Source organism: Variovorax sp. Varisp46, assembly GCF_059491885.1.
In genome coordinates, this window is the sequence record NZ_CP168515.1 from 4,295,641 (window position 1) to 4,309,285 (window position 13,645).

Sequence of the window (13,645 nt, forward strand, 5' to 3'; positions counted from 1 at the left end):
AGGGGCAACTAGCGTGCCGCTTTTTGCTCGCCCCTTGCCAAACCGCCTTCAGGCACCGCAACTTGTTGATTCGTATGGAAATTTTTCTTTGAACCGGCCTGCCGATGGAGTTCGGAATCAGCCCGCAGGAAGGTCATTCAGCGATTCGTTACGTAACGACGTAACCCCCTGTACCCGGAACGTCCGGCACATCCGAGGTCTTGCTCCGGGCTTGCGTACCGGCTCTTGCGCGGGACCCACTTCCTTCTATTTCTTTCTTCCTCTTCTATAGATATGTTCAATCCCTCCCAGGAAGACGTGCGCCGCTTCTTCTGCGACGTGTACGCCAAGCACCGGCAGGGCTTGCCGATGGAAGCGCTCGAGACCATCGCCGCCGGCTGGATCGACGAGCATCCCGAGTACCACGAGGATCTCGCCGATGCCGACGCGGCGGTGGCACGGGTCTACGACGGATCGAACGGGCGCGAAAACCCGTTCCTTCATCTGTCGATGCATTTGTCGATCAGCGAGCAGTGCTCCATCGACCAGCCGCGCGGCATCCGCCAGGCCGTCGAGCTGCTGGCTGCGCGCCGCGGCTCGCTGCTGCATGCGCATCACGAGGCAATGGACTGCCTGGGCCAGATGATGTGGGAGAGCCAGCGGGCGGGCAGGCCGCCGGACGGCGAGGGCTACGTCGCCTGCGTGCAGCGGCGAGCGACCAAGGACTAACCCCCAGGCTTCGCGCACTTCGTGTCGCTTCGCCCCCCTTGCAGGGGGCAACACCTGCGGCCCGGCAAAGCCGGTTCCGCGGCGTTCCTGGTGAAAGCCGGCTAACCGCCGCGCCTGCGCCGGGCCGCTGGGGGGACCGCCCCCTGCTCCTTGGCTGCCTCGCGCAACAGCGCGGCCATGGCGCCGCGCAGGGCCGAAGGCTCGGCATCGCTGCGCTGCAGCAGCCCGACCGGCTCCTCGGTGCCGGCGGTCTCGATGCGCAGCCGCACGAGGCGCCCGTCCGCCAGCTCGCCGCGCGCGGCACCCAGCGGCGTGATCCACACCGCATCGGACACCGCCACCAGCGCGCGCGCCACCGCCACGTCGAGCGTCTGCAATGCATTGGACGGCAGCACGAGGCCGCGCGCCGACAGAAAGCTCTCGGTGTTGTGGCGCGGGATCGTGCCCTCGCCGTACACCACCAGCGGATAGGCCAGCACCGCCTGCACCGACACCGCCTTCGATGCGAGCGGATGGCCGGCGCGCACGGCGAACACCAGCGGCTCGGTGTGCAGCAACTCGAAGCTCAGGCCGCCCATCAGGCGCGGATCGCTCATGCGGCCGACCACCAGGTCGAGCTCGCCGGCGCGCAGTTCGTCGAGCAGCACGGCGTTGGCGGCGCTCTTCACCACGATCTGCACCGATGGCCGGCTGTCGCGCAGCCGCGCCAGCGCGACTGGCAGCAGCGCCGGCGCCACGCTCGGCAGCGCGCCGATGCGCAGCCGCTCGATGCGCCCGCCCGACGCCGGCGCCACCGCCTGCGCGCTGGCGTCGAGCGCCTCCAGCACACGCAGGGCATGCGCCAGCAGTTGCTCGCCGGCCGCCGTGAGCCCCTGCACGCCGCGCCGGCCGGCCTTGCTGCGCTCGACCAGCCGCGTGCCGACGATCGCCTCCAGCTCCGACAGCGTCTTGGACACCGCCGGCTGGCTCAGCGCCAACCGCTCGGCCGCACGCGCGAGATGGCGCTCCTGCGCCACGGCCACGAGGCAGCGCAGGTGCCGCAGCTGCACGCTGCGCACGAAATCCTGTCGAAGATCGGCGGAGTCTTTCAATTCCTGTTGGTTATTGAGAACGGAGAATTCTTCAATTTACATCATCGGATGGCGCTTCTAAAGTGGCGGCTTCCCGATTCGTCCCACGACAGCAGGAGACAACGCACATGTCGACCAAGACCCAAGGGCCTCAGCCCACCCTCACCCCGCGCGACTGGAAAGCCCATCCCAGCTACGTCTATCCGGGCTACAAGTCCACCGTGAAGCGCGGCCCCCAGAAGCCGTTGATCCCGCTCAAGGCCTCGCTCGGCGAGCTGCAGCAGCCGGTGTACGGCCACGACAGCATCGGCGAGTTCGACCACGACCTCACGCGCAACGCGCGCCGCAACGGCGAGCCGCTGGGCGAACGCATGATCCTCACCGGCCAGGTGCTCGACGAGCGACGCCGCCCGGTGGCCAACACGCTGGTCGAGCTGTGGCAGGCCAACGCCGCCGGCCGCTACGTGCACAAGGTCGACCAGCACGACGCGCCGCTGGACCCCAACTTCCTCGGCGCGGGCCGCTGCCTGACCGACAGCGAAGGCCGCTATCGCTTCCTCACCATCAAGCCCGGCGCCTATCCCTGGGGCAACCACCCGAACGCCTGGCGTCCGCAGCACATCCACATGTCGCTGTTCGGCCAGAGCTTTGCGAGCCGCCTGGTCACGCAGATGTACTTCCCCGGCGACCCGCTGCTGCAGTACGACCCGATGATCACCGGCACGCCCGAGCGCTACCGCAACCGCCTCATTGCCGACTTCAGCCTCGACATCACCGAGGAAGGCTACGCACTGGGCTACCAGTTCGACATCGTGCTGCGCGGCGCCGACGAGACGCCCTTCGAGAACCGCTGAGCCAGGAGACACACACCATGCTGATGACCGCACAGGAAGCCGACTACGGCCAGACCCCCTCGCAAACCGTGGGCCCCTACTTCGCCTACGGCCTCACCGCCACGCAGTACGGCTACGACTTCGACCAGCCCTTTGACGCCGTGCTGGCGCTCGACGCCGCCGCCGGCCAGCGCATTCGCCTCGAGGGCCGCGTGATCGACGGCGACGGCAACCCGATCAACGACGCGCTGGTCGAGATCAGCCAGCCCGACGGCGAAGGCCGCTATCCGCAGACGCCCGAAGAAGCGCGCGCCATGGGCTTTCGCGCTTTCGGCCGTGTCGGCACCGGCACCGCCGAGGGCAACCGCTTCGTGTTCCACACCGTGAAGCCCGGCGCGCAGGCGCCCGGCGAAGCGCCGCACATCAACGTGATCGTGCTGATGCGCGGGCTGCTGCTGCACGCGTTCACGCGCGTGTACTTCAGCGACGAGGCCGAGGCCAACGCGAAGGACGCGGTGCTGCAGAGCGTGCCCGCCGAGCGCCGCCACACGCTGATCGCCGAGCGCGTGGAGCAAGGCGGCGCGGTGACGTACCGCTTCGACATCCGCATGCAGGGCACGGACGAGACGGCGTTCTTCGACGTCTGATCTCAGGGAAATCCCGAACACAAAAAAACCCGCTCGCAGCGGGTTTTTTTATTGCCGGCTTCGAAGCGCTTATTCGGCGCCGTGGTGAATGCGCGACTCGGGCACCGTCTTCAGTTCGCCGGGCAGCGAGCTGATGTAGCTGGCCAGCGTCTTGAGTTCGGCGTTGGTGAACTTCTTGGGTTCGACCTGCTGGCCCATCACTGCGTTGGAGCGGCCGAGGTGCGGGTTGTTCTTCACGCGGTAGGACTTGAGCGCGACGAACAGGTAGTCGGCATGCTGGCCGGCCAGCTTGGGCACGGTACCGTCGTTCGGCGTGTTGAAGTTGGCGCCGTGGCACTTGGTGCAGTTGTTGTCCTTGTCGCGAGAGATCAGCGCCTGGATGTTCTCGGGCGTGGCCTTGGCGAGCGTGGCCGGTGGTGCATCGTCCTGCTTCACGCCCAGCTGGCTGTAGTAGGCGGCGACGTCGGCGATGTCCTGCTCGGTGAGCGTGTCGGCGATGGCGCGCATGGTGGGATGCTTGCGGTCGCCGCCCTTGTACGCGGTGAGCGCTGCCGTGATGTACGTGGCGCTCTGGCCGGCGATCATTGGCACCTTGTGGATTTCAGGGAAGCTGGCCTGGTAGCCGATGATGCCGTGGCAGCCCACGCACATCGCAACCTTCTTTGCGCCGTCCTGGGCCTTGCCAGTGACTTGCTGGGCCTGTGCCGAGAGCGTCACGCAAGCGACAGCAAGGGCAAACATCGTGGTCAACAACTTGTTCATTTTGCGCGCACAATCTCGTGGAGAGTACAGTTTTTCGAATCAACATTCGATTATATGCAGGGGTCCCCCGGAACCCTGTGCAGGCCAACCCTGAGGCTGCACAACGCGTGTCGAGTGTGTTCTTTTCTCCACCCCAGCCTCCGCCTCACTCATCTCACTCATGAAATTCCAGGGCTCAGACAACTACGTCGCCACGCAAGACCTGATGCTCGCGGTCAACGCGGCCATCACCCTGAAGCGTCCGCTGCTCGTCAAGGGCGAGCCCGGCACCGGCAAGACCATGCTGGCCGAGGAAGTGGCCCAGTCGCTCGGCCTGCCGCTGCTGCAATGGCACATCAAGTCGACCACCAAGGCGCAGCAGGGCCTGTATGAATACGACGCCGTGAGCCGCCTGCGCGACTCGCAGCTCAAGGACCTCGACGGCGGCGAGCGCGTGAGCGACATCAACAACTACATCGTCAAGGGCGTGCTCTGGCAGGCCTTCACGGCCGACCAGCCGGTGGCATTGCTGATCGACGAGATCGACAAGGCCGACATCGAATTCCCGAACGACCTGCTGCGCGAAATCGACCGCATGGAGTTCTACTGCTACGAGACGCGCGAACTCATCCGCGCCAAGCACCGGCCGGTGGTGTTCATCACCTCGAACAACGAGAAGGAACTGCCCGACGCCTTCCTGCGCCGCTGCTTCTTCCACTACATCAAGTTCCCCGATGCCGAGACGATGAAACACATCGTCGCCGTGCACTTCCCCGGCCTCAAGCAGGAGCTGCTCACGTCCGCGATGAAGACCTTCTACGACGTGCGCAACCTGCCCGGCCTGAAGAAGAAGCCCTCGACCTCCGAGCTGCTCGACTGGCTCAAGCTGCTGGTGGCCGAGGACATTCCACTCGAAGCGCTGCAGAGCAAGGACGACAAGGTCGCCGTGCCGCCGCTGGTGGGCGCACTGCTCAAGAACGAGCAGGACGTGACGCTTTTCGAGAAGCTCGTCTTCATGCAGCGCAACAACAGATAACTGCACAGGCTTCGCCATGGCGTTCATCGAACCTGCCACGCTGAAGGCCCGCGGCATCGCGCTGGTGCCGTTGTCGCTGGCCCACGAAGAAGGCCTGCGCGCCGCAGCCGCGGACGGCGAGCTGTGGAAGCTGCGCGTCACCTCCGTGCCCGAGCCGCAGGACACGCGCGCCTACATCGAGACCGCGCTCAAGACCGCCGACCGCTTCGCCTTCGCCGTGACCGACGAGGCCACCGGCACCGTGCTCGGCACCACCAGCTTCCATGACATCCTGCCGGGCGTGAAGCGCGTGGAGATCGGCTACACGTGGTACGCCGCGCGCTGCCAACGCACGCACGTCAACACCACCTGCAAGCTGCTGATGCTCACGCATGCCTTCGACGCACTCGGCTGCAACGTGGTGGGCTGGCGCACCGACAATTTCAACTTCGCCTCGCAGCGCGCCATCGAGCGGCTCGGCGCGAAAAAAGACGGCGTGATCCGCGGCCATGCGATGCGCCGCGACGGCACCATCCGCGACACCGTCATGTACAGCCTGCGCGCGGGCGAATGGCCCGAGGTGAAGGCCCAGCTGCTGTACCTGCTCGACAAGCCACGCGGCTGACACACAAGGAGCGCCCCATGCTCATCGACTTCTTCTACACGCTGCGCTCAGCCAAGCTGCCAGTGTCGGTCAAGGAATACCTCACGCTGCTCGAAGCCCTGCAGGCCGACGTGGTGGGGCCCAACTCCGACGGCGCCTACGGCATCGACGACTTCTACTACCTCTCGCGCACCGCGCTCGTGAAGGACGAGAAGCACTACGACAAGTTCGACCGCGCCTTCGCCGCCTATTTCAAGGGCGTGGAGATGCTCACCGACTTCACCAAGGAAGTGCCGCTCGACTGGCTCAAGAAAACGCTCGAGCGCGAATTCACCGCCGAAGAAAAAGCCAAGATCGAGAAGATGGGCTGGGACGAGCTCATGGAAACGCTCAAGAAGCGCTTCGAGGAGCAGAAGGAACGCCACGAGGGCGGCAGCAAGTGGATCGGCACCGGTGGCACCTCGCCCTTCGGCCACGGCGGCTACAACCCGCAGGGCATCCGCATCGGCGGCGCGGGCAAGAACAAGAGCGCCGTGAAGGTGTGGGACCAGCGCGCCTACAAGGACTACGACGACACGCAGGAACTCGGCACGCGCAACATCAAGGTCGCGCTGCGGCGGCTGCGCAAGTTCGCGCGCGAGGGCCACGACGAAGAACTGGACCTCGACGACACCATCCACTCCACCGCGGCCAATGCGGGCTTCCTCGACATCAAGATGCGGCCGGAGCGCCACAACAACGTCAAGGTGCTGCTGCTGATGGACGTGGGCGGCACGATGGACGAGCACATCCAGCGCGTGGAAGAGCTGTTCTCGGCCGTGAAGACCGAGTTCAAGCACCTGGAGTTCTTCTACTTCCACAACTGCGTGTACGACTTCATGTGGAAGAACAACAAGCGCCGCTTCTCCGAGAAGTTCGCCACCTGGGACATCCTGCGCAAGTACAACAAGGACTACAAGCTCATCTTCGTCGGCGACGCGACCATGAGCCCCTACGAGATCCTGCAGCCCGGCGGCAGCGTCGAATACAACAACGAGGAGGCCGGCGCCGAGTGGATCCAGCGCCTCACGCACACCTTCCCGAAGTTCGCGTGGATCAACCCCGAGCCGCAGGGCGTGTGGCAGTACCGCCAGAGCATCGCGGTGATGCAGCAGCTGATGTCCAACCGCATGTACCCCCTGACCCTGCGCGGCCTTGAAGAGGCCATGCGCATGCTCTCGAAGTAGGACGAAACCGCCTGTCGCCGGGGCCCTCGGGAACCGGCAGAGCTTGCTGTCAGAATCCGCCCATGGTCAGGGTGGTTCCAGCTTCCTCGCCGGCGTGGTGGCCGGCTTTGCTTTTTTCCGGCGTCCTGCTTCTGCAAGGCTGCAGCCTGCTGCCGAAAAAGGAAAGCACCGAAAGCAAGCCTGCGGCCGGCCTCGTGCGCAGCGGCAGCGCCACTACACAAGAGGACAAGGAAAAAGACGACAAGGCCAAGGCCGACAAGCGCGACGCCTTCACCGTCGACGTGCGCGGTCCCGAGGCCGTGCGCGACTACCTCAGGCTCCACCTCGAGATCCAGCGCTACCGCGAGCTCGACGACCTCGGCGCGACCGAGATCTCGCGCCTCATGGTGGCCGCCGAGGCCAACGCCCGCGAACTGCTCGGCACCCTCGGCTACTTCACGCCCACGCTGACGCTCGAACTCAACGAGACGCCCGAGAGCACCAAGGCCCCGCGCGAGATCGTCATCACCGTGTCGCCGGGCGAGCCCACCAAGGTGAGCAACGTGCAGATCAGCTACGGCGGCCCGATCGCCGACGACGCGGCCGCCGAGCCGCAGCGCGACTCGATCCGCACCAACTGGGGTCTGCGCGCCGGCCAGCCCTTCACGCAGCAAGCCTGGGACAGCGCCAAGACCACCGCGCTGCGCAGCCTCACGGCCAGCCGCTTTCCCACCGGCAGCATCGAGATCAGCCGTGCCGAAGTGGACGCCGACCGCAGCGAGGCCCGCCTGAGCGTCACTTACCAGTCGGGTCCGGCCTACAAGTTCGGCCCGCTGGTGCTGAACGGCATCCAGCGCTACGACCCCGACGGCGCGCGCCGCATCGCGCGCCTGCCCAGCGGCACCGACTACGACCAGCAGAAGCTGCTCGATGCCCAGCAGCGCCTGGCCAGCAGCGGCTATTACGACTCGGTGTTCCTCACGCTCGACACCGAGAGCGGCAACCCGCTGGCCGCGCCCGTCATCGCGCAACTGCGCGAAGCGCCGCTGCAGAAGGTGGTACTCGGCGTGGGCTTCACCACCGACAACGGCCCGCGCCTGTCGATCGACCACATCCACAACCAGATCCCGCTGCTGGGCTGGCGCGCCGTCTCGCGGCTGTCGGTCGACCGCGACATCAAGTCGCTGGGCACCGAATGGAAGGCGATTCCCGACGACCGCGGCTGGCGCTGGTTCTCGGGCGCCGAGCTCAAGAGCGAGCAGTCGGGCAGCTACGTGGTCGACAGCGGCCGGCTGCGCGGCGGTCGCAGCAAGTCGGGCGACCACATCGACCGCAGCTACTTCCTGCAGTACGACTACGCGCAGAACCGCGGCACCAACGCACCGCCCTCGGCCTCGGCCGTGACGGCCAACTGGGGCTGGACGGGGCGCTACTTCGATGACAACGCAGCGCCTTCGCGCGGCTTCGGCCTCGCGCTCGAAGTGGCCGCGGGCTACACGCTCACCGGCGAGCAGATGCCCTTCACGCGCACCTACGCACGCTGGCTCGGCGTGCTGCCGCTGGGCGCGGCCGAGGACAAGGAAACGCGCGCGCGCCGCAGCCGGCTGCAGCTGCGCGTCGAGGCCGGCGCGGTGTCAGCCAAGGAGAACGCACAGATCCCGTCGACGCTGATGTTCCTGACCGGTGGCGACACCACCGTGCGCGGCTACAGCTACAAGCAGATCGGCACCGTGCGCGCCGACGGCCAGACCGTTGCGGGCCGCTACCTCGGCGTGGCCAGCGTGGAGTGGCAGCGTCCCTTCGTCTACAACGACAAGCTCACCGACTGGGAGAGCGTGGTGTTCGTCGATGCGGGCGCCGTGGCCGACAAGCCCGGCGAGCTCAAGCCCAAGGTGGGCGTGGGCGTGGGTGCGCGCTGGCGCAGCCCGGTCGGGCCGGTGCAGGCCGACCTGGCCTACGGCGTGGACTCGAAGAAGTTCCGCCTGCACTTTCGCCTCGGCTTCACCTTCTGATGCTTCCGATGCAGACCAACACCGAACCTACGCCGACGCCCATGCCTCCCGCCGTGCGGCGCGTGCCCTGGCCTGGACCGTGGCCGGCCTGGTGATGGTCGTGATGCTGCTTGCTGCCGGCACCTGGTGGTACATCGGCTCCGACAAGTCGCTCGCCTTCGCGCTCGCGCAGGCCGCGCAGCGGCTGCCGGCCGGACAGACCCTGGAGAGCCGCGACGTCACCGGTTCGCTGCGCACCGGCGGCCACATCGGCTGGCTCAAGTACCAGAGCGAGAGCATCGCCGTCGAGGTGAATGACGCCACCATCGGCTGGACACTGGCCCCGCTGTTCCAGCGCAAGGTGCACCTCGGCGAGGTGCACGCGAAGCGGGTGCTGATCGAAAAGCGCGGCCCGCCGAGCGAGGAGCCCACCAAGCCGCTCGAGCAGCTCGTGCTGCCGGTCGAGGTCGAACTGCCCTTTCGCATCGACGAAGTGCGCTGGGCCGGCCCACCCGTGCTGCGGGCGCTCAACCTGTCGGGCAGCTACAGCTACAACAAGGCCGCCGAGCACGCGCTGGAGATCAAGGGCGTGGACGTTGCCGACGGCCACTACGGCGCCCGCGTGAAACTGCAGGGCCCCGCGCCCATGGCCATCGACGCGGCGCTCGATGGCCGCGTGAAGGCGCCGCTGGCCGAAGACCGCGGCATCGACGTGCTGGCTGCCGCCACGGTGAAAGGCACGCTCGCCGGCACGGCCGCGCGGCTGCAGGTGGCTGCCGAACTGAAGCCCGCCGAAGAGAACGCCGATGCGCCGATGGAAGCCAAACTGCAGGCACAGATCGCGCCCTGGCTGCCCCAGCCGGTGATCGACGCGAAGGCCGACCTGCGCAACGTCGACACATCGAGCCTGTGGCCCGGTGCGCCCGAGACGCGGCTCACCGGCATGGTCGAACTGCAGCCCGACGCCGACACCGGCCCCGCCGCGTGGAAGGCCTCGGCCGACATCCGCAACGCCGTGCCCGGCCCGTGGGACAAAAAAAAGCTGCCGCTCGAACAGGTGCAGGCGCGCGTCGGCTTCGACGGCAACAACTGGTCCCTGCCCGAAGCCACCGTGCGCGCGGGCGGCGGCCGCATCGACGCGGCCGGCAAATGGAGCCCCGCTCCCTCGCCCTGGCAGGCCCAGGCCACCGTACGCGGCGTGCGGCCGGGCGCGCTGTACAGCGAGCTCTCGGGTGCGCCCGTGAGCGGCACGCTCAAGGCCGAGCAGAAGGAAAGCACCATCACCTTCGACGCAGCCCTGCGCGCCGAAGGCGGCGCGGGCAGCAAGGCCCTGCCCGGCTTCGCGCTCGACCGCGCGCTGGCCCAGGGCCAGTGGAAAGACCAGGTGCTCGACCTGCGCACGCTGCGCATCGAGGCCCAGCGTGCCAGCGTCAATGGCCGCTTGCAGGTGCGCGTGGCCGAGCAGGCCGCGAGCGGCAAGCTGGCCCTCGCGCTGCCCGGCGGCAGCGCGCAGGTCGAAGGCCGCATTGCGCCCGATTCGGGGGGCGGCGAGATCAGGGCCGCCATCGACGACGCCGACGCCGTGCAGCGCTGGGTGCAGAGCCTGCCGGGGCTCTCAGGCGTGTTCGCGAATGCGGGCGCCAAGGGCTCCGCGAAGCTCGATGCGAGCTGGCAGGGCGGCTGGCGAACGTTCCAGCGCCGGCTGCAGAGCCCCAACGCGCCTGCGCCGCGCGGCAGCATCGAACCCAGCATCAAGGCCGTGCTCGGCGTGCCGCGGCTCGACCTGAGCCTGCCCTCCGAGCAACCCGGCGGCGCCACCACCACCGTGCAGCTGCGCGACCTGCACGCCGACCTCGCCGGCAGCCTCGCGCAGGCCACGCTCACGCTGAAGGGCGAAGCCGCCACCGGCACGCAGAAGTTCGCCATCGACACCCGCGCCAGCGGCGGCATCGCAGGCGCCGGCCAATGGCGCGCGGCACTCGCCAGCCTGAAGCTGCAGGCGCAGGACAGCGCCCGCCCCGGTGCCCCCTGGGTGCTGGAACTGAGCCGCGAAGTGACCGCGACCATCCGCAGCAGCACCGGCAATGCATCACCCCGCCTCGACGTCGAAGCCTCCGCCGCCGCGGCCACGCTGCGCGGCCCCGTGCCCGGCACCGTGCGCATCGACTGGCAGCCGCTGCGCTTCAGCCAGAGCGGCGCCGCGCCCAACCGCGTGTTCCGCGTGCAGTCGAAGGGCCAGCTGCAGGGCCTGCCGATGGCCTGGGCCGGCGCGTTCGGCGCGAACGCCACGCTGGGCGAATACGGCATCAGCGGCGACCTGTTGTTCAACGGCGACTGGGACATCGACGCCGGCGACACGCTGCGCGCCAAGGCCCGCCTCGCGCGCCAGAGCGGCGACATCCGCGTGCAGGCCGGCGAGGCTGCGCTCGTCACGCGCATCACCAGCACCGGCACGGGCACCGCAAGCGAGCGCACGATGAACGCGGCTTCCGCGAGCGGCGACGCGCCCAGCACGCCGGCTGGCCTGCGCCAGGCCGAGCTGCGGCTCGATGCCGAAGGCGACGCCGTGCGCGCCGTCCTCGCTTGGGACAGCGAACGCGCCGGCAAGATCGACGCCGCCATCGACACCCGCGTGCAGCAGCGCGCCGGCGGCTGGCAGTGGGCCCCCGACGCACCGCTGGGCGGCACCATCAAGGCCGCGCTGCCCAACCTCGGCGTGTGGTCGATGCTCGCGCCGCCGGGCTGGCGCATCGCGGGCACGCTCGACGCCAGCGCCACGCTGTCGGGCAACCGCGCCGTGCCGCGCTGGAACGGCACGCTGGGCGCCGACAAGCTTGCGCTGCGCGCGCCGGTCGAAGGACTGGACCTGCACGACGGCCGCCTGCGCGCCACGCTCTCGGGCGAGCGCGTCGACATCACCGAATTCACGCTCAAGGGCGGCGCCGGCAGCTCCGTGCGCATCGGCGGCCAGAGCGGCAACCGCAGCACCGCCGCCAGCGAGGCCCGCACCGACGGCGGCACCCTCTCGGCCAGCGGCAACCTCGGCTGGGGCCCGGCGAGCGGCTCGGCCTCGGGCATCCGCATGGCCCTGCAGGGCCAGCTGCGCGCGCTGCGCGTGCTGGTGCGCACCGACCGGCAGGTCACGCTCTCGGGCAACCTGCAGGCGCAGCTCGACAACGGCCAGTTCAGCGTGCGCGGCAAGCTCAAGACCGACCGCGCCGTCATCATCCTGCCCGACGAGACCGCGCCCAGCCTGGGCAGCGACGTCGTCGTACGCTCCGCCGCCAAGGACCGCGAGGCCGCCGAGGCGGCGCAGCGCGAATCCGCCAGCGCCAACGCACAGGCTGCCAAGCCGCAGACCGCCAAGCCGCCGGACATCGCCGTCGACTTCGACCTGGGCGATGACTTCGCCGTGCAGGGCCGCGGCATCACCACGCGGCTCGAAGGCAACCTGGAGATCCGCAGCACCAGGCTCAATGCGCCGCCGCGCATCACGGGCGAGGTCAAGACGGTGAAGGGCCAATACCGCGCCTACGGCCAGCAGCTCGACGTGGAGACCGGCCTCGCGCGCTTCAATGGACCTTTCGACAATCCGGCGCTGGACATCCTGGCGATCCGCCCGAACCTGTCGCAGCGCGCGGGCGTGCAAATCACCGGCACCGCGCAATCGCCGCGCGTGAAGCTCTATTCGGAGCCCGCGCTGTCCGACGCCGAGACGCTGTCGTGGGTGATCCTGGGCCGGGCCTCGGCCACCAGCGGCGGCGAATCGGCGCTGCTGCAGCAGGCCGCGCTTTCGCTCATCGGCAAGATCGGCAGCAGCAGCAGCGGCGGCAGCCTGGCCAGCCGCTTCGGGCTGGACGAGCTCGGCTTCAAGGGACCGGGCAGCGGGGGCGACCTGCGCGAGTCGGCCGTGACGCTGGGCAAGCGGCTGTCGAAGGATTTCTACCTCACCTACGAACGCAGCATCGGCGGGACCTTCGGCACGCTCTTCATCTTCTACGACCTGACGACCCGGCTCACGCTGCGGGGCCAGGCGGGACAGACGAGCGGGCTGGACCTGATCTACACGGTGAAGTACGACTGAGGGCCGAGCCTGCCGCGAGCGGCCGGGCAAGGGACTTCGATCTTGACCCGGCCCCAACCGCGATCAAGAATCGCCGACGCCTTCACCGAGGAGCGACGATGAACAACGATGGAGACAAGGGCGACCACAGCCCGGCAGCGGACCGTCAGACATCCAGCCCGCCGGCGTCTGCGAGGATCACGCTCGTGCGCAGCGCGATGCATGCGGTGATCGCAGCCGTCGCCCTCGCGGCACTGGCCGCGTCGATCCCTCATTGGGGCGGCAACGAGTTCCCCGTGATGAGCCTGGTGATCTACGTCGCGGGCATGGTGTTCGTCGCCATGCCGCTGTGCCTGTGCTACGAGGCGCTGCTCAAGTCGCAGGCAGAACGCGAGGCCGGCCGCAGCTGGGGCGTCTAGGCCTCGCGCTCAACCCGCATCGCCGCCGCCCTGCGGAAACTGCTCCCTCGCCTCGCCGGCCTCTCGCGCCCCACCGGGCAGCAGATTCGCGCGGTGGCTGCGAACCGCGGACGCAACGATCGGCAGCAGTCCCGTGGCGGCGCCCGCTTCGAGCGCGCGGATCAGCTGCACGCGCATGCTCGGCGCCCAGAACGATTTCAGGTGCGCGGCGATCGCGTTCGTGGCCATGGTGGCGTCGCTCGGCGATTGCGCCTGGAAGAAGGTGCCGATCTGGTTGGCCATCTTGACCAGTTGCGCCGTCGGATCGTGATCGTGCATGCACTGCCTTTGATGAAATGAATGGGTGACT

The 13,645-nt window shown here is 68.4% G+C and carries 13 protein-coding genes; 9 read left to right on the top strand and 4 right to left on the bottom strand.

All coding sequences use genetic code 11. From position 1 onward, the window contains the following. Positions 1-8: 8 nt before the first annotated feature. Positions 9-137: a hypothetical protein gene (locus ACEN9N_RS20365; protein ID WP_413314332.1), complete on the bottom strand. Its 129-nt coding sequence runs from the start codon at positions 135-137 to the stop codon at positions 9-11. Between the two features lie 136 nt (positions 138-273). Here ACEN9N_RS20365 and ACEN9N_RS20370 point away from each other — a divergent pair, with 136 nt between their 5' ends. Next, positions 274-708: a DUF1841 family protein gene (locus ACEN9N_RS20370; RefSeq protein WP_007838777.1), complete on the top strand. Its 435-nt coding sequence runs from the start codon at positions 274-276 to the stop codon at positions 706-708. 101 nt (positions 709-809) lie between these two features. Here ACEN9N_RS20370 and ACEN9N_RS20375 read toward each other — a convergent pair whose 3' ends face one another. Further along, positions 810-1,799 (bottom strand): LysR substrate-binding domain-containing protein, encoded by a 990-nt coding sequence (locus ACEN9N_RS20375; RefSeq protein ID WP_042673628.1) that lies wholly within the window; start codon positions 1,797-1,799, stop codon positions 810-812. A 107-nt stretch (positions 1,800-1,906) separates the two neighbouring features. Here ACEN9N_RS20375 and pcaH point away from each other — a divergent pair, with 107 nt between their 5' ends. Both pcaH and pcaG read left to right on the top strand, forming a co-directional pair. Then, the gene (pcaH, locus tag ACEN9N_RS20380; protein WP_413314333.1) at positions 1,907-2,632 is read left to right on the top strand and encodes a protocatechuate 3,4-dioxygenase subunit beta; all 726 of its coding nucleotides are present in this window, start codon (positions 1,907-1,909) and stop codon (positions 2,630-2,632) included. Between the two features lie 17 nt (positions 2,633-2,649). Next, entirely contained in the window at positions 2,650-3,258 is a 609-nt protein-coding gene (pcaG, locus tag ACEN9N_RS20385; RefSeq protein ID WP_007835003.1) for a protocatechuate 3,4-dioxygenase subunit alpha, read from the top strand. Between the two features lie 69 nt (positions 3,259-3,327). Here the strand turns inward: pcaG and ACEN9N_RS20390 are convergent, their stop codons facing one another. Continuing rightward, a complete protein-coding gene (locus ACEN9N_RS20390) occupies positions 3,328-4,020 on the bottom strand; it encodes a c-type cytochrome (protein WP_007835005.1) in 693 nt (230 codons plus the stop codon). Positions 4,021-4,180: 160 nt separating this feature from the next. Here ACEN9N_RS20390 and ACEN9N_RS20395 point away from each other — a divergent pair, with 160 nt between their 5' ends. From ACEN9N_RS20395 to ACEN9N_RS20420, 6 genes are all read left to right on the top strand, one after another. After that, a complete protein-coding gene (locus ACEN9N_RS20395) occupies positions 4,181-5,035 on the top strand; it encodes an AAA family ATPase (protein WP_007835007.1) in 855 nt (284 codons plus the stop codon). Positions 5,036-5,051: 16 nt separating this feature from the next. Next, a complete protein-coding gene (locus tag ACEN9N_RS20400; RefSeq protein ID WP_007835010.1) occupies positions 5,052-5,639 on the top strand; it encodes a GNAT family N-acetyltransferase in 588 nt (195 codons plus the stop codon). Positions 5,640-5,656: 17 nt separating this feature from the next. Further along, a complete protein-coding gene (locus ACEN9N_RS20405; RefSeq protein ID WP_007835011.1) occupies positions 5,657-6,844 on the top strand; it encodes a vWA domain-containing protein in 1,188 nt (395 codons plus the stop codon). Between the two features lie 62 nt (positions 6,845-6,906). Beyond that, positions 6,907-8,835, top strand: a complete 1,929-nt coding sequence (locus tag ACEN9N_RS20410) for an autotransporter assembly complex protein TamA (protein WP_495654403.1) — start codon at positions 6,907-6,909, stop codon at positions 8,833-8,835. Between the two features lie 94 nt (positions 8,836-8,929). Beyond that, positions 8,930-12,898, top strand: a complete 3,969-nt coding sequence (locus tag ACEN9N_RS20415) for a translocation/assembly module TamB domain-containing protein (protein WP_495656408.1) — start codon at positions 8,930-8,932, stop codon at positions 12,896-12,898. A gap of 98 nt (positions 12,899-12,996) precedes the next feature. After that, a complete protein-coding gene (locus ACEN9N_RS20420) occupies positions 12,997-13,296 on the top strand; it encodes a hypothetical protein (RefSeq protein ID WP_413334405.1) in 300 nt (99 codons plus the stop codon). A gap of 9 nt (positions 13,297-13,305) precedes the next feature. On the opposite strand, the gene ACEN9N_RS20425 is transcribed toward ACEN9N_RS20420, so the two are convergent. Next, positions 13,306-13,614, bottom strand: coding sequence for a formate dehydrogenase subunit delta (locus tag ACEN9N_RS20425; protein ID WP_007835015.1), 309 nt, complete (start codon positions 13,612-13,614; stop codon positions 13,306-13,308). Positions 13,615-13,645: the final 31 nt, after the last annotated feature.